Below are 14,503 nucleotides of genomic sequence, written 5' to 3'. Positions count from 1 at the left end.
GGCGGCGGCCGCTCTCCACGGTCGTTTTTTGATCCGTGCGAAGCCGCGGCGGAATCGGCACAATCGCCATCACGGCTTCCCTGTTTCCGGTTTCGCTCATGTCTGACGTTCACTCCTCCCCCGTGATCGGCGTGCTGCTCGCCGCCGGCCTCGGCACCCGATTCGACCCCAGCGGACAGGACAGCAAGCTGCTGGCCGCCCTGCCCGACGGCACGCCGGTGGCGGTGGCCGCCGCCCGGCGGCTGCGCGCCGTGATGCCAGAGGTGATCGCCGTGGTGCGGCCCGGCGCCGAGGTGCTGGCCGAGCGGCTGGCGATCGTCGGCTGCCGCGTGCTGGTGGCGCCCGAGGCCGCGCAGGGCATGGGCGCGAGCCTGGCCGCCGCGGTGCGCGCCTCGCGCGACGCGGGCGGCTGGCTGGTCGCGCTCGGCGACATGCCCTGGGTCGCGCCGGCCTCGATCCGCGCGGTCGCGCGCGAGCTGGCGAGCGGGCGCAACACCATCGCCGCGCCCCATCACCAGGGCCGGCGCGGGCACCCGGTGGCGTTCGCGGCCGTGCATCGCGACGCGCTGGCCGCGCTCGACGGCGACACCGGCGCGCGCGCCCTGCTGCTCGCGCACGAGGTTGCCGAGCTCGAGGTCGACGATCCGGGCGTGCTGCGCGATGTCGATACACGCGACGATCTCGCCGGCGGCCCGGCCTGAGCCCGCGCGGCGCGTCATGCCCTTGATCCCGGAGCAGGATTTCTCCTCGCTGTTCGAGCCGCCGCCGGCGCAATGGGGCCTGCGCGGCGATCCGTATCTGTGGGAAGCGATGCGAGCGGCCCTGCGTGGCCAGGCGCTGCCGGCCTCGGCCGAGGCGCTCGAGGCAAGCATCGCCGAGCGCTATCTCGGCCTCACCGGGCAGGCGCTCGACTTACCTGACCGCCTCCATGTGCCGGCCTTCGGGCATGGCGGGATGTCGAGCGGGATGATCTCGCCGTGCTTCTGGCGGGATACGGCCCTGCCGCTGCTGCGCGAGCGGCTTGCCGCGCGAGGGGCCGGCTGATCCGGCTGACGGAGCGAGGCAGGCGGGCCCGGGCGCGAACGCCGAAACCGTCGGCGAACCAGCGCGAGCCTCGACGGCTCGACGCCCGCACCCCGCTTGCCGCGCCTTACCCCCGGCGCAGCGGAAAACGCGCTTCCGGCAGCCCGCGATACGCGACGTTCGCCGTGAACACACCGCCCGCATGCAGGTCCGCGCCCAAGGCGGCTTCGTCGAGCCCGGTGCGCGCGCTGGTGATGTAGAGCGTGCGCCAGCCCTCGCCGTCGCCGGATGCATCGCCGGCCCGCCCGGGCGCGGGCCCGAGCGCGGCGCAGCTCGGCTGCGCGGTCGGCACCGCGACGCGGTCGGTCTCCACGCCGTTCGCGTCGTAGCGCACCACGCGCGAGCCGCCCCATTGCGCGTTCCAGAGCCCGCCCTCGGCGTCGACCGTCGAGCCGTCGGGATCGCCGCTCGCGTCGCTCAGGGCCACGAAGGGACGCACCCGGGCGACCGGGCCGTCGGCGCGGTAGTCGCAGACCATGATCTGGCGCGCGAGCGAATCGCAGAAATACATGCGCGTGCCGTCGGGCGAGAAGGCGATGCTGTTGGCGATCGCGGCCGGCGGCAGCGCGAGCCGCTCGAGCGAGCGATCGGCATTGAGGCGGTAGAAGCCGGTCGAGGCCTCCAGCGGATCGTGCTCGTCCTTCATGCCGAACACGAAATTGCCGGCGCGGTCGCAGCGGCCGTCGTTCAGGCGCGAGCGCTCGCCCGGCTCGACCTCGACGATGCGCTCGAAGCGGCCGTCGCGCAGGTCGAACAGCGCCAGGTGGGTGGCCAGCCCGACCAGCAGCACGTTGGCGTCGTCCGTCAGGCCGAAGCAGCCGAGCCGCTCGGGCATCGCCCAGCTTTCGGTTTCCGGCGTCGCGCCGCTGCGGTGGCGCCACAGCCGGGCGCCCTCGATATCGGTCCAGTAGAAGGCTTGCGCGAGTTCGCACCAGGTGGCGCATTCGCCGAGCGCGTGGCGGCCGTCGACCAGCAGGGTGGCGGTGGCGTTCGGGGCGGGCTGGGCAGTCGTGTCGGTCATCGGATTTCGGTCGGCTGGCGGTTGAGGATCGGCCGGCGCCATGTGCCGCCACCGGCCGCCGATACGGCCGGGCGGCGCCGGCGCCGACGCCGTCTCGCTCTGATACACGGTCCGGCCCGGAAATGCAAAAGCGCGTGCGAGGCGCCCAGATAGTGGGCGGGGCCGGCGCCGCTCGCGACGGCCGGCCCCGCCCCGGACTTACTTCATCGTCCAGCTGGTCACCTTGACGATATCGGCGTCACAGTTCTTGAGGCTGGTGATGCCCTGGTTCATCAGGGTGCTCCACTGCTTCACGCGGTTCTTGCCGTTGGGCGGCTGGTTGAAGTCGTGCGTGTCGACCACCTTGGTGCGCTGCGCGTAGAAGCTCGTCATGAAGGTCTTCTCGTCGGTGCTGTTGCCCGAGCGCGAGAGCAGGCCTTGCAGCGTGTTGCTGCCGCCGTCTGCGCCCTGGTTCAAGGCCGTATCGACGAAGGAGCCGATCGTCAGCGCGCTGCCGAAGCCGCGCGACCGCGCCTGCTGCACGCTGTACTGGATGTAGACCGAGTAGAACGTGCGCCACATCGCCTCGCGCCAGGCCGCGTCGTTCTGCAGGCCCTTGACCTTGCCGCAGAACACCTTCTCGCTGTCGGTGATCTTCAGGATCGACCCCTGCATCGAGCCGTGCGCGCCGATCCGCGCCAGGCCGCCCTGCACCGAGGGATGGCTGGCGCCGCTGGCCGCGTCGTAGGCCTTGAACAGGGCCGGGCCGTCCGGGCCGCCGTCGTTCGGCCCGCCGGTGGTGGCGCCGAAGATGCCCATGGTGTAGCCGCGATCGTCGCCGATGTCCTCGCAGTAGCCGTAGAACCTGGTCCAGTCGAGCGAATCCTGCTCCGGCTTATTGACCAGCTTCATGATGTTGTCCCACTGCTCGCCGTCCAGACCGGTGTTGTCCTTCAGGAATTGCAGCGTGGCGGGCGAGAAGTTGGCGTCGTGGTCGAGCGCCGCCTTGCCGAGCTTGGCCGGCTTGCAGGCTGCGCCGGCCACCCAGGGCTGGCCGCTGCCGGCCTCGCCGCTGGCCGTCGCGGGCGCGTTGCCCTGGCTGCGGTAGGCGGCCGTGTAGTCGCGCCCGTCGAAGCTCGCCACGTTGCCGGCTTCGTAGATGCGCGATGCCGTCCAGGGCGAGCTGCAAATTTCGGGCGAGGCGACCGCAGCGGCCGCTTGCGGGGCGCGGGCCACATGCACGGTGCGTGCCGAGGCGTCGGCCGTGGCCAGCGGCAGGGTCGCCATCACGACCGCGCACAGCCCGGCATGAATCCAGCATTTCGTCGAGACGATTTTCATGATGAAACTCTCCGGTTAATTATTTTCGAAAGAAAAACAAACCACGCGAGTCGCTTCATTGTTTTATGCACCGCTCAATCGTTCGTGCCGAAGTCGATTTACATGAAATCCAGGCAAAACGGTTCCCCTTGCGCGGCGATTCAAAATCGGAGCACAAACGATTCGTCATGGCGGAATGATGCGGAAAGCAGGCGGCGCAAGGCCGCCCCGTCCGGCCAGGCTAGCCGGATACAGCGTCTTTTCGTGGTGACGTGAAACTTGGCGTTCAGCCCGATCGACCGGGTGGCGACCGATCGGGATACAAGGCCGGGAAATCCGCGATAACGAATTTCCTGGCGAATTCTAATTAAGCCTCCTTCACATTACAAATTATTTTTGGAATACCTTTCCGAAACGCGGATATGTGACGAAGCCGCGTCATGTGGCACGAATTCAAGCGCCGCCATCACCGCATGACTTGCATTGCCGAACCGGGTTGCGCCCCTTGCCGCGACGGCAGCCGTCAGCAGCGCCAACCGATTCGCGCTACCCTGTCCGGCCCATTGCATGTCTCGCAGGCCCCACCATCATGTCCCAAGCCCTGACCATCGATTTCGTCTCCGACATCGCCTGCCCCTGGTGCGCGGTCGGCCTGTCCTCGCTGCTGCTCGCGCTCGAGCGGATCGGCGACGCCGCCGAGGTGCAGATCCGCATGCACCCGTTCGAACTGAACCCGGACATGAAGCCGGAAGGCGAATCGATCGTCGCCTACCTCGGCAGGAAATACGGCCGCACGCCCGAGCAGATCGCCGAGACGCAGGCCATGCTGCGCGAGCGCGGCGCCAGCGTCGGATTCGATTTCGGCACGCGCGAGCATGTCTACAACACCTTCGACGCGCATCGCCTGCTGCACTGGGCCGGCCTGGAAGGCAAGCAACTGCCGCTCAAGCTCGCGCTGCTGCGCGCCTATCACGGCGAAGGCAAGCCGACCAACGATCACGCGGTGCTGGCGGCGATCGCGCAATCGGTCGGCCTGGACGCGGATCGCGCGCGCGAGGTGCTGGCCAGCGGCGCCTATGCCGACGAGGTGCGCGCCGCCGAGGCCGAGGCGCAGCAGCAGGGCATCCACTCGGTGCCCTCGATCATCTTCAACCAGCGCTACCTGGTGACGGGCGGCCAGCCGGTCGAGGCCTTCGAAGGCGCGATCCGCCAGATCCTGGCCGAACCGGCGGCCTGAAACCCCACCCGGAAACCTCGGCGAGACGATGCCGGGCCGCCGTCGTGGCTCCATCGTCCGCCGCCTCGCTGGACCTTTCCAACGGGCCACGACGGCTCTAGAGTAGGCGCTTTCCGCCCGCTCTCGTCCGGAGTCCCGATGTCCACCCGCACCAACGAATACGGCCAACCGATCGGCGCTCCCGTCGACGGCTGGACCCCTCGCCCGCTGCCCGCCGCCGTCACGCTGGAGGGCCGCCATTGCCGCCTGGAGCCGCTCGACGCGGCGCGCCACGCCGACGCGCTGGCCGAGGCCTATCTGTCGGCCCGGGACGGCAGCGACTGGACCTACCTGACGGTCGGCCCGTTCACGAGCGTCGAGGACTATCGCGCCCATGTCGAGAAGGCCGAACGCAGCACCGATCCGCGCCACTACGCCGTGATCGACCGCGCCAGCGGCCGCGCGGTCGGCACGCTGGCGTTGATGCGGCAGGATCCGGCGCACGGCGTGATCGAGGTGGGCCACGTGACCTTCTCGCCGAAGCTCAAGCAGACGCCGCTGTCGACCGAGGCGCAGTACCTGCTGATGGCCCATGTGTTCGAGCAGCTCGGCTACCGCCGCTACGAGTGGAAATGCGACAGCCTCAACGCGCCGTCGCGGCGCGCGGCCGAGCGGCTCGGCTTCCGTTTCGAGGGGATCTTCCGGCAGGCGATCGTCTACAAGGGGCGCAGCCGCGATACGGCCTGGTTCTCGATCATCGACAGCGAATGGCCGACGCTGCGGGAGGCCTTCGAGGCCTGGCTGGCGCCGCAGAATTTCGACGCCCAGGGGCGCCAGCGCCGCTCGCTCGCGGAACTGCGCGAAGTGCGGTAGCGCGGCGGCGGGCGACCGGCGCCGCCCGCATCGCGCGATACGAGCGGCCGGCCCGCCCTAGCGCCCCGCGGCCGGCAGCGAGAAGCTGAACACCGCCCCGCCGCGCGGCTCGTCGAGCAGCCGTGCCTCGCTGCCGTGCAGTTGCAGCATGCGCTGCACCAGCAGCAATCCCAGCCCGCCGCGATGCGCGTCGCCGGGCGCCTCCCACGATCCCACCGGGCGCCGGAACAGGTGCTCGCGCAGGGCCGCCGGCACGCCGGGCCCGGTATCGCGCACGGTGACGGTGACCTCGCCTTCGCGCGAGGCCAGCTCGACGGCCACGTGACCGCCCTTGGGCGTGTGCCGCAGGGCGTTGTCGAGCAGGTTGGTCAGCACCCGCTCGATCATGCCGAGGTCGGCGTGGATGTTCGGCAGGCGCGGCTCGATGCGCGCGTCGAGCGTCACCTCGCGCGCCTTGGCGCTCAGCTCGAACTTGGCGAACACGTCCTGCACCAGGTCGGCCAGCGAGCCGTCCTCCAGCGCCGGCTGCACCAGGCCCGATTCGAGCCGCGCCAGCTCGAACAGCGCACGCGCCAGGCGCCCCACCTTCTCGCTCTGCACCAGCGCCACCGACAGGTAGCGCTCGCGCTCGGCCGTCTCCAGCGTGCCGTCCTTCAGCGCCAGCGTCTCCAGGTAGCCGTGCAGCGAGGTCAGCGGCGTGCGCAGGTCGTGCGAGAGGTTCGCCACCAGCTCGCGCCGCTGCAGGTCCTGCTGCTTGAGCTCGCGCCATTGCTCGCCGATGCGCGCGGCCATCTGCTCGAAGGTGGTCTCCAGCACGGCGATCTCGTCGCGCGCGCCGGCCGCCGAGGAATGCGGCAGCGAGGGTTGCGCGTCGGGCTCGCCGTTGGCGTCGAAGCGGCGCATCGCGTCGGCGAAGCGGCGCAGCGGCCGCGTGATCAGCCCGAACGCGGTGAGGCCCGCCAGCAGCCCGAGCAGCGCCACCAGCGCGATCGACCAGAGCGTCGTGCGCAGCACCGAACTGGCGGCTACCCGCGCGGCCAGCTCGTCGTGCGCCTCGCCCAGCAGCACCACGTAGATGTAGCCCGAGGGCGCGTGCCCCGGCAGTTGCAGCGGCGCGGCGCTGAACACCTTGCGCGCGTCGAGGCTGCGCGGGTCATCACCGAGGATGGGCAGCGGCTGGCCCGCCAGGAAGCGCTTGACCGGCGCGAGATCGACACGGTCGCGCTTGACGCGGCCGGGCGGCGCGTCGTCGCCGCGGATGCGCCCGGCATTGTCGAGCAGGTAGACCTCGACGCTCGGATTGACGCCCATCAGCTGGCCGAACAGCTTGCGCACCGCGTCGGGCCGCAGGCCGTTGTCGTCGAGCAGCGAGGCGCTCAGCGCGATATGGCCGGCCAGGTCGCGCGACAGCCGCTGCACCACCTCCTTCTCGTGCATGTCGCTGGCGCGGATCTGGATCCAGGCCGAGGCGCCGCAGCAGGCCAGCAGCAGCACCGAGAACACCAGCGCCAGGCGCTGGGTCAGGCTCAGGCGGCGCATGCTCAGGCGTCCTTGCCGGCTTCGGCCGGGCCCGGCGCGACCAGCTTGTAGCCGCGCCCCCAGACGGTCAGGATCCGCGCCGGCTGGGCCGGATCGGCCTCGATCTTGGCGCGCAGCCGGTTGATGTGGGTATTCACGGTGTGTTCGTAGCCCTCGTGCTGGTAGCCCCAGACGGCATTGAGCAGGTCGGTGCGCGAGAAGGCCTTGCCGGGATGGCGGGCGAAGTGGTACAGCAGGTCGAATTCGCGCGGCGTCAGGTCGATCGCCGCGCCGTCCACCGCCGCCTCGCGCGTGAGCGGATCGAGCGTGAGGCCGCCCACGTCGACGCGCCCCGCCTCCGAGCGCGTGTCGCGCGACAGCGCCTCGACGCGCCGCAGCAGCGCCTTCACGCGCGCCACCAACTCCAGCATCGAGAACGGCTTGGCGAGGTAGTCGTCGGCGCCCAGCTCGAGGCCGAGGATCCGGTGCACCTCGCTCGAGCGCGCGCTGATGATGATGATCGGCGTATAGCGCTCCATCGCGCGCGCCCGGCGGCAGATCTCCAGGCCGTCGACGCCGGGCAGCATCAGGTCCAGGATCAGCGCGTCCCAGTTGCCCTGCTCGAGGCGGCGCAGGCCGTCGTCGCCGTTGGCGCAGTGCACCACCTCGTAGCGCTCGTCGCGCAGGTGCAGCGCGAGCACCTCGGCGATATCGGCATCGTCTTCGACGATCAGGATGCGTTTCTGTGGGTCCATACGCGTCAGGAAAGGGGCCAGGCCAGCCACGGGGCGCCGCCAGGGGCAGCGCCGGGCATGGCCGATGCGGCTGCCCGAAGGGGCGCGGGCCGCCGTCACGACGATTCTCCGCGATCCGCGCCGGCGAGTCGTCACGGTTTCGTGAACATTCGCGGCGCCGGGCCGGGCCCTTGCCGCGGGTCTTACATTCGGGCCACAACAGGGGCCGCCCGCCGAATTATCACGAAAACTTTAACTTTCCGTGAGGACTTCGCGACCGCTGCGTCCTTACTCTGTGCGGCATCAACCCTTGGTCCGACAGGAGTCCACCATGACCAGCCGCCGACGTTTCCTGCTGACCGGCGCCGCCTTCGCCGGCGCCGTGGCCGCGCTCACGCGTAACGGCGTCTTCGCGCAACAGCCCCCGAAGCCGGCCGCGCCGGCCGAGCTGGTGCTGTCCGATGCCGAATGGCGCAAGCGCCTCACGCCCGCACAATACACGGTCCTGCGCGAGGCGGGAACCGAACGCCCGTACAGCAACCCGCTCAACGACGAGCATCGCTCGGGCACCTTCTCCTGCGCCGGCTGCGGGATCGCGCTGTTCTCCTCGAAGACCAAGTTCGACAGCGGCACCGGCTGGCCGAGCTTCTGGGCGCCGCTCGACCACGCGGTGACGACCGATACCGACACCTCGTTCGGCGTGATCCGCACCGAGGTGCGCTGCCGCCGCTGCGCCGGCCACCTCGGCCACGTGTTCGACGACGGCCCCAAGCCGACCGGCCTGCGCTACTGCATGAACGGCACGGCCATGAGCTTCCGTCCGTCCTCGGCCTGAGCGCCGCCCTTTCCTCCAGGACCCCGCCATGCTGCTCCTCGTCCTCGCCTATCTCGGCGGCGTGCTCACCATCGTGAGCCCCTGCATCCTGCCGGTGCTGCCCTTCGTGTTCGCCCGCGCGGACCGCCCGTTCCTGCGTAACGGCTTGCCGCTGCTGGTCGGCATGGCCGTGACCTTCGCGGTGGTGGCCACGCTGGCCGCCGTGGGCGGCGGCTGGATCGCCCAGGCCAACCAGGCGGGGCGCTGGATCGCCATCGCGCTGGTCGGCGTGTTCGGCCTGACCCTGCTGTTCCCGCGCCTGGCCGAGCACCTGACGCGGCCGCTGGTCGAGCTCGGCAACCGCCTGAGCGGCGTGGCCTCGAACGCCGAGCAGGACGGGCGCGGCAGCATCGGCCCCTCGCTGCTGCTGGGCGTGGCCACCGGCCTGCTGTGGGCGCCCTGCGCCGGCCCGATCCTGGGCCTGGTGCTGACCGGCGCGGCGCTGCGCGGCGCCAGCGTGGGCACCACCCTGCTGCTGGTGGCCTACGCGGCCGGCGCGGCCACCTCGCTGGCGGCGGCCCTGCTGATCGGCGGCAAGCTGTTCGCGGCGATGAAGCGCTCGCTGGGCGCCGGCGAATGGGTTCGGCGCGGGCTGGGCGTGGCGATGCTGGCCGGGGTCGGCGCGATCGCGCTCGGGCTCGATACCGGCGTGCTGACCCAGGTCTCGACGATCGCCACGGGCGGACTCGAGCAGTCGCTGGTCGACCGCTTCGCGCCGCGCGGCAATGCCATGCACGGCAACGCTCCCGCCGATGCGAACGGGCCGGCCATGATGGCGGCCAACGGCAATGCGAATGGTGGCGACGCGGCGGGTGGTAGCGGCCCGTCGATGATGGCCGCCGGCGATGCGATGCGCGCCGCAGCCAAACACGGCGACGCGGGCAACGGCAACGCCATGATGGCCGCCGGTGACGCGATGCGCGCCGCCGCCAACCACGGCGACGCGGGCAACGGCAACGCCATGATGGCCGCCGGCGACGCGATGCGCGCCGCCGCCAACCACGGCGACGCGGGCAACGGCAACGCCATGATGGCCGCCGGCGACGCGATGCGCGCCGCCGCCAACGGCGCCAGCCCCAGCGCCGACAACGGCAGCGCGATGATGTCGGCCGCCACGCAATCGGCCCGCCAGAATGCGGCGATGCTGCGCGTCTCGGCGCCGGCCCTGCCGGTCGAGGGCGATGCACCGTCGCTGGCGGGCGCCACCGAGTGGCTGAACTCGCCGCCGCTCACCAACGCCTCGCTGCGCGGCAAGGTGGTACTGGTCGACTTCTGGACCTACTCCTGCATCAACTGCCTGCGCACCCTGCCCTACGTGAAGGCCTGGGCCCGCAAGTATCGCAACGACGGGCTGGTGGTGATCGGCGTGCACGCGCCCGAGTTCGCCTTCGAGCGCGACATCGGCAACGTGAAGAAGGCCACGCACGACCTCGGCGTGACCTATCCGGTCGCGATCGACAACCGCTACTCGATCTGGCGCGCCTTCAACAACGAGTACTGGCCGGCGCACTACTTCATCGACGCGCAGGGCCGGGTCCGCTACCACCACTTCGGCGAGGGCGACTATGTGCAATCCGAACGCGCGATCCAGCAACTGCTCGTCGAGGCCGGCCACCCGGACGCGGCCCAGGTCCCGCTCGGCATCGACGGCCCGGCGGCCAGCGGCGCGCAAGCCGCCGCGGACAACGCCGACATGCGTTCGCCGGAAACCTATGTAGGTTATGCGCGCGCCGAGAACTTCAGCTCGCCGGGCGGCCAGTTGCACGACCGCGAGCATGACTACGCGGCCCCCGCGCAGCCGGGCCTGGACGACTGGGGCCTGGCCGGCGCCTGGAGCGTGGCCGAGCAGCAGGCCACGCTGGCCAAGCCGGGCGGCCGGATCGTCTACCGCTTCCATGCCCGCGACCTGCACCTGGTGCTCGGCCCGGGCAAGAACGGCGCGCCGGTGCGCTTTCGCGTGACGATCGACGGCACCGCTCCGGGCGCCTCGCACGGCGCCGACGTGAACGCCGACGGCGTCGGCACCGTGACCGGCCAGCGTCTCTACCAGTTGATCCGCCAGTCCGGCCCGATCGTCGACCACACTTTCTCGATCGAATTCCTCGACCCGGGCGTGCAGGCCTTCGCCTTCACCTTCGGTTGAACCCGATGCCCAACCCGAACCGATTTCCGCAAGGAGTCCAGACCATGAACCGCAAGCAACGCTCATCCTCCCCCGCCGGCGCGCCGCGCGCGCGGCTGCGCCTGATCACGCGCATCGTCGGCAGCATCGCCGCGATCGGCGCGGTGATGGCGGTCGCCTTCGGCTGGCAGCCGGCCGCGCTGGCCGAAAACGTCAAGCCGCTGCCGATGCCCACGCTCGACGAGAAACCCGGCGCGAGCCATACCGAAACCGCGGTGTTCTCGGGCGGCTGCTTCTGGGGCGTGCAGGGCGTGTTCGAGCACGTGGCCGGCGTCAAGCAGGTGGCCGCCGGCTACGCGGGCGGCGCGGCCTCGACGGCGCAATACGAAACCGTCAGCGAAGGCGATACGGGGCATGCCGAATCGGTGCGGATCGTCTACGACCCGACCCAGATCAGCTATGGCCGGCTGCTGCAGATCTTCTTCTCGGTGGCGCACGATCCGACCGAGTTGAACCGCCAGGGACCCGACAGCGGCACCCAGTACCGCTCGGCGATCTTCCCGGTCGACGCGCAGCAGCAGTCGATCGCGACGGCCTACATCGCCCAGCTCGGCAACGCGCATGCCTTCTCCTCGCCGATCGTCACCAAGATCGAGATGGGCAAGAGCTTCTATCCGGCCGAGGGGTATCACCAGGACTTCCTGGTCAATCATCCCGACTATCCGTACATCGTGATCAACGACCTGCCGAAGGTGGCGGCGCTGAAGACGCAGTATCCGAAGTGGTATGTGAATACGCCGGTGCTCTACGCGAAGAACTGAGGCGGCGCGCGGCCTCGAAGCAAAACGGCCTGACGGGGAAGCGCCCCGTCAGGCCGTTTTTTTGCGTGGGAGGATCAGCGGGAAACGCGACCTTCGCGTCGGCTGCGTCGGTTCTGCCTGCCGATCGCGTCAGAACAGCATCGGCTGGCGCGCGTTGGATTCCAGCGCGAGCAGCGCGGCCTTCTTGTCCTTGCCGCCGGCGAAGCCGGTCAGCTCGCCCGAGGTGCCGATCACGCGATGGCAGGGCGCCACGATCGACAGCGGATTGCGGCCGTTGGCGGCGCCAACCGCGCGCGTCGCCTTGTGGTTGCCGACCTGCACGGCGATGTCGCGATAGCTGCGCGTCTCGCCGAACGGAATCGTCAGCAGGGCGTTCCAGACGCGTTTCTGGAATTCGGTGCCGTGGAATTCGATGTCGAGCGCGAAATCGGTGCGCTGGCCGGCGAAGTATTCGCGCAACTGGCGTGCCGTCTCGACCAGCACCGGGTGCTCGTCGGCGTCGCGCATCGGGCCGAGCTTCACGCGCGTGGGCCGGTCGTTCTCCCAGAGGATCGCGACCAGCTTGTCGTCGCGCGCGACCAGGGTCAGCTCGCCGACCGGCGACGGGATCCGTTTACATACCTGAGACATGGGCGTTCTCCTGTCCTGCCTGATACCAACCGCGCCAGTGTAGCGGCAAACGCGCGACGAGGCCCGCCCGGATCTTGCGCTTGAATTCGATCGACGAATCGATACATTCGTGGACCGGCGAATCGATATGTGACCCGCCCCGCGAGCCTGCCATAATGGCCGGCCCCAAAACACGCGCTCGCCCAGGCGGCGCGAGGCTTTCAACACTTACACCGACGCACCGAGACTCACCATGTCGCACGAACACGCTCCCCACGATCACGCCGTCGAACACGCCGCCCGCTCGGGCGATCCGCTCTCCCGCTGGGTGGCGGTCTTCACCGCCATCCTCGCCGCGCTGGCCAGCCTGCTGCACTACGAGGAAGGCGTGCTGCAGACCCAGGCACTGATGTACAAGAACGACGCCGTCCTGCTGCAGAGCCAGGCCAGCGATCAATGGAACCTCTACCAGGCGCAGTCGAACAAGGGGCACATGATGGAAGTCGCGGCCGAGCTGGCCGGCCCGGAAAAGCAGGCGCGCTTCCGCGAGCAGATCGACAAGTACAACGCGCGCAAGAAGGACATTTCGGACAAGGCCAAGGATCTCGAACGGCAGGTCGACGAGGCCAATCGCAAGTCGGCCAGCAAGGAACATCCGCAGCATATGTTCGGGCAGGCGCTGGCCTTGATCAGCGCGGCGATCTCGCTGGCGGCGATCACCTCGCTGACGGGCAGCCGGCGGCTGTTCATGTTCGTCGGGCTGGCGGGATTGGCGGGGGTTGCGGTTTCGGTGGCGGCGTTTTTGAATATCTAGGTGCGGTGCTTCGAGGATTTGCGTCGATGAGTCATCCGGGCGGAGCCTGGATGACTGGAGGCTGACGGACATGTGGATGGCAACGTCGGGTCACTTGGCAGGTGGGCCAGCGACTTCTGGCCATAAGCACTCACGCTTTGAGCCCTGTAGCGCATCCCGTCGCAGTAAATCCCACGCTGATCACATATCGTACAAAGCCATGACGTGAAGGGCCGGCACGCGATTGCATCCGATTTATCGACCGACTACCGACAGAGCTGGCATTTTGTCGTGCCGACAATCGCATCCAGCTTGAATGCATCATTACAATCCGCGCGCTGACTTGGCATACCGACAGGATCTTTTTTCGTAACGCTTTTTATTTGCTCATGCAACCCGATCGCGTCGGCGAAAACGCAAGCTCAGCGGCGTTGAGACCTCGCAGGATCACGCACAGATAAGCATCCGACTTATGCCAGTCCCGATCCCTATGCGGGCCTTCGACAGGAAAGTTGGCCTCGACACTATGCTTTTCACGAGGCATTGTGATCGCCTTGGTCTTGGAATCCTCCTCGGCCCCCCATACCCAAGTCACGGTAACCGGTTTGCTCCAATCCTTCATGCCAGGAAAGCAACATGTCGCAGCCGTTCCCCCTGACTGGGGGTACACCCCGCCCGCCCAGTATTTATCGACATAGATACCTACGGTGTATCGGTCCGTGTGGTTAGCAGGCACCATAGCGAGCGCGGGCCCACTTCCAAGAAATATGCCATCGGACACGGCATTCGGCGTGGCACAGGAGGCTAACGTGGTGACCGTGAGACCCACCGTGACCGCTAACCGCTGAAATAGAAACAAGATCATTTTCTGTATCTTGGCCAGTCAATATCGCATTGCATATGCTGTCTATCGTGTGTCGGCGTGCTCCATCCCGTCGAACGCCATGACTACTCCATAACAGCTTATTTGCTCACACACTCCGACCTGGTCGGCGAAAATGCGAGAGCGACCGTGTTGTCATCCCGCAAGATGACACACAAATAGGCGTCCGCCTTGTGCCAGTCGGGATCTTGATGTGGACCACTTGCCGGAAAACTCACTTGGACGCTGCGTTTTTCTTTCGATGCGACTACTGCCTTCGTCTTCGGATTCTTTAGGATGTCCCAATACCAAGTTACCGTGACTGGATGGTTCCAATTCGTCACTCCCGGGAAGCAGCAGACTGCTGCAGCACCTCCATCTTGAGGGCCCACGATCCCCGCCCAGTGTTTATCGACATAGACGTCCACCGCCCAACGATCAACGCGATTAGCGAGCACCATCGAGAGGACCGAACCACTGCCGGAGACGTTGTGGTCAGGTATGCCATTGGATACGGCACAAGCGGTCAACGTAAAAACAGCAACGCCCGCCGTGAACCTTAAACGCAGCAATCTGCTCAAGACCATTTGGCGCATTCCTATCAGCCAATGTCACGCTTTCGTAAGTTACTCATCGTCAGCTCGTGACCTCGGTCGCTTCAAAAAAATGGGGCGCCCG

15 protein-coding genes are annotated in these 14,503 nt (G+C 68.4%); 8 read left to right on the top strand and 7 right to left on the bottom strand.

Annotated elements, in window-relative coordinates; translation table 11 throughout:
- Positions 1 to 98: 98 nt before the first annotated feature.
- Both FB600_RS29115 and FB600_RS29110 read left to right on the top strand, forming a co-directional pair.
- Positions 99 to 701 carry an NTP transferase domain-containing protein gene (locus FB600_RS29115; RefSeq protein WP_098182686.1) on the top strand — a complete coding sequence of 201 codons (603 nt, stop codon included), beginning with the start codon at positions 99 to 101 and terminating at the stop codon, positions 699 to 701.
- Positions 702 to 717: 16 nt separating this feature from the next.
- Complete coding sequence (locus FB600_RS29110; protein WP_145758154.1) at positions 718 to 1,044, top strand: MobA protein; 327 nt, start codon at positions 718 to 720, stop codon at positions 1,042 to 1,044.
- Positions 1,045 to 1,150: 106 nt separating this feature from the next.
- On the opposite strand, the gene FB600_RS29105 is transcribed toward FB600_RS29110, so the two are convergent.
- Together FB600_RS29105 and FB600_RS29100 are read right to left on the bottom strand one after the other, a co-directional pair.
- On the bottom strand, positions 1,151 to 2,104 hold the full coding sequence (locus tag FB600_RS29105) for an SMP-30/gluconolactonase/LRE family protein (RefSeq protein ID WP_098151842.1): 954 nt from the start codon (positions 2,102 to 2,104) through the stop codon (positions 1,151 to 1,153).
- A 198-nt stretch (positions 2,105 to 2,302) separates the two neighbouring features.
- Positions 2,303 to 3,424 carry a chitosanase gene (locus FB600_RS29100; protein ID WP_145758153.1) on the bottom strand — a complete coding sequence of 374 codons (1,122 nt, stop codon included), beginning with the start codon at positions 3,422 to 3,424 and terminating at the stop codon, positions 2,303 to 2,305.
- A 568-nt stretch (positions 3,425 to 3,992) separates the two neighbouring features.
- On the opposite strand from FB600_RS29100, the gene FB600_RS29095 reads away from it, so the two are divergent.
- Both FB600_RS29095 and FB600_RS29090 read left to right on the top strand, forming a co-directional pair.
- Positions 3,993 to 4,640: a DsbA family oxidoreductase gene (locus FB600_RS29095; RefSeq protein WP_025101804.1), complete on the top strand. Its 648-nt coding sequence runs from the start codon at positions 3,993 to 3,995 to the stop codon at positions 4,638 to 4,640.
- 138 nt (positions 4,641 to 4,778) lie between these two features.
- The gene (locus FB600_RS29090) at positions 4,779 to 5,492 is read left to right on the top strand and encodes a GNAT family N-acetyltransferase (RefSeq protein ID WP_145758152.1); all 714 of its coding nucleotides are present in this window, start codon (positions 4,779 to 4,781) and stop codon (positions 5,490 to 5,492) included.
- A 57-nt stretch (positions 5,493 to 5,549) separates the two neighbouring features.
- On the opposite strand, the gene FB600_RS29085 is transcribed toward FB600_RS29090, so the two are convergent.
- Positions 5,550 to 7,031: a sensor histidine kinase gene (locus tag FB600_RS29085; protein ID WP_098151840.1), complete on the bottom strand. Its 1,482-nt coding sequence runs from the start codon at positions 7,029 to 7,031 to the stop codon at positions 5,550 to 5,552.
- A 2-nt stretch (positions 7,032 to 7,033) separates the two neighbouring features.
- Positions 7,034 to 7,765: a response regulator transcription factor gene (locus FB600_RS29080; RefSeq protein ID WP_013689742.1), complete on the bottom strand. Its 732-nt coding sequence runs from the start codon at positions 7,763 to 7,765 to the stop codon at positions 7,034 to 7,036.
- A gap of 310 nt (positions 7,766 to 8,075) precedes the next feature.
- Here FB600_RS29080 and msrB point away from each other — a divergent pair, with 310 nt between their 5' ends.
- The 3 genes from msrB to msrA are packed head-to-tail and all read left to right on the top strand — an operon-like array spanning position 8,076 to position 11,561.
- Entirely contained in the window at positions 8,076 to 8,579 is a 504-nt protein-coding gene (gene msrB, locus FB600_RS29075) for a peptide-methionine (R)-S-oxide reductase MsrB (protein WP_096752755.1), read from the top strand.
- Between the two features lie 28 nt (positions 8,580 to 8,607).
- On the top strand, positions 8,608 to 10,761 hold the full coding sequence (locus FB600_RS29070) for a cytochrome c biogenesis protein DipZ (RefSeq protein ID WP_145758151.1): 2,154 nt from the start codon (positions 8,608 to 8,610) through the stop codon (positions 10,759 to 10,761).
- A gap of 44 nt (positions 10,762 to 10,805) precedes the next feature.
- Positions 10,806 to 11,561 (top strand): peptide-methionine (S)-S-oxide reductase MsrA, encoded by a 756-nt coding sequence (gene msrA, locus FB600_RS29065; RefSeq protein ID WP_098151838.1) that lies wholly within the window; start codon positions 10,806 to 10,808, stop codon positions 11,559 to 11,561.
- A gap of 129 nt (positions 11,562 to 11,690) precedes the next feature.
- On the opposite strand, the gene FB600_RS29060 is transcribed toward msrA, so the two are convergent.
- Positions 11,691 to 12,191, bottom strand: coding sequence for a methylated-DNA--[protein]-cysteine S-methyltransferase (locus tag FB600_RS29060; RefSeq protein ID WP_096752752.1), 501 nt, complete (start codon positions 12,189 to 12,191; stop codon positions 11,691 to 11,693).
- Positions 12,192 to 12,423: 232 nt separating this feature from the next.
- Here FB600_RS29060 and FB600_RS29055 point away from each other — a divergent pair, with 232 nt between their 5' ends.
- The gene (locus FB600_RS29055) at positions 12,424 to 12,984 is read left to right on the top strand and encodes a DUF4337 domain-containing protein (protein WP_013689736.1); all 561 of its coding nucleotides are present in this window, start codon (positions 12,424 to 12,426) and stop codon (positions 12,982 to 12,984) included.
- A gap of 358 nt (positions 12,985 to 13,342) precedes the next feature.
- Here the strand turns inward: FB600_RS29055 and FB600_RS29050 are convergent, their stop codons facing one another.
- Together FB600_RS29050 and FB600_RS29045 are read right to left on the bottom strand one after the other, a co-directional pair.
- Complete coding sequence (locus FB600_RS29050) at positions 13,343 to 13,702, bottom strand: DUF3304 domain-containing protein (RefSeq protein ID WP_227742837.1); 360 nt, start codon at positions 13,700 to 13,702, stop codon at positions 13,343 to 13,345.
- Between the two features lie 224 nt (positions 13,703 to 13,926).
- Positions 13,927 to 14,412 carry a hypothetical protein gene (locus FB600_RS29045; RefSeq protein WP_081060743.1) on the bottom strand — a complete coding sequence of 162 codons (486 nt, stop codon included), beginning with the start codon at positions 14,410 to 14,412 and terminating at the stop codon, positions 13,927 to 13,929.
- Between the last annotated feature and the right edge of the window lie 91 nt (positions 14,413 to 14,503).

This window comes from Burkholderia sp. SJZ089, assembly GCF_007828315.1.
Taxonomy (GTDB): Bacteria; Pseudomonadota; Gammaproteobacteria; order Burkholderiales; family Burkholderiaceae; genus Burkholderia; species Burkholderia gladioli.
This window is presented reverse-complemented; position numbering and strand designations above follow the sequence as displayed.

Excerpts from the sequence above, each read along its gene's own strand:
- FB600_RS29050 (WP_227742837.1), bottom strand. The coding sequence starts at position 13,702 with ATGGTGCCTGCTAACCACACGGACCGATACACCGTAGGTATCTATGTC.
- FB600_RS29085 (WP_098151840.1), bottom strand. The coding sequence starts at position 7,031 with ATGCGCCGCCTGAGCCTGACCCAGCGCCTGGCGCTGGTGTTCTCGGTG.
- msrA (WP_098151838.1), top strand. The coding sequence starts at position 10,806 with ATGAACCGCAAGCAACGCTCATCCTCCCCCGCCGGCGCGCCGCGCGCG.
- FB600_RS29100 (WP_145758153.1), bottom strand. The coding sequence starts at position 3,424 with ATGAAAATCGTCTCGACGAAATGCTGGATTCATGCCGGGCTGTGCGCG.
- FB600_RS29105 (WP_098151842.1), bottom strand. The coding sequence starts at position 2,104 with ATGACCGACACGACTGCCCAGCCCGCCCCGAACGCCACCGCCACCCTG.
- FB600_RS29070 (WP_145758151.1), top strand. The coding sequence starts at position 8,608 with ATGCTGCTCCTCGTCCTCGCCTATCTCGGCGGCGTGCTCACCATCGTG.
- FB600_RS29110 (WP_145758154.1), top strand. The coding sequence starts at position 718 with ATGCCCTTGATCCCGGAGCAGGATTTCTCCTCGCTGTTCGAGCCGCCG.
- FB600_RS29095 (WP_025101804.1), top strand. The coding sequence starts at position 3,993 with ATGTCCCAAGCCCTGACCATCGATTTCGTCTCCGACATCGCCTGCCCC.
- FB600_RS29045 (WP_081060743.1), bottom strand. The coding sequence starts at position 14,412 with ATGGTCTTGAGCAGATTGCTGCGTTTAAGGTTCACGGCGGGCGTTGCT.
- FB600_RS29060 (WP_096752752.1), bottom strand. The coding sequence starts at position 12,191 with ATGTCTCAGGTATGTAAACGGATCCCGTCGCCGGTCGGCGAGCTGACC.
- FB600_RS29055 (WP_013689736.1), top strand. The coding sequence starts at position 12,424 with ATGTCGCACGAACACGCTCCCCACGATCACGCCGTCGAACACGCCGCC.
- FB600_RS29080 (WP_013689742.1), bottom strand. The coding sequence starts at position 7,765 with ATGGACCCACAGAAACGCATCCTGATCGTCGAAGACGATGCCGATATC.
- FB600_RS29090 (WP_145758152.1), top strand. The coding sequence starts at position 4,779 with ATGTCCACCCGCACCAACGAATACGGCCAACCGATCGGCGCTCCCGTC.
- msrB (WP_096752755.1), top strand. The coding sequence starts at position 8,076 with ATGACCAGCCGCCGACGTTTCCTGCTGACCGGCGCCGCCTTCGCCGGC.
- FB600_RS29115 (WP_098182686.1), top strand. The coding sequence starts at position 99 with ATGTCTGACGTTCACTCCTCCCCCGTGATCGGCGTGCTGCTCGCCGCC.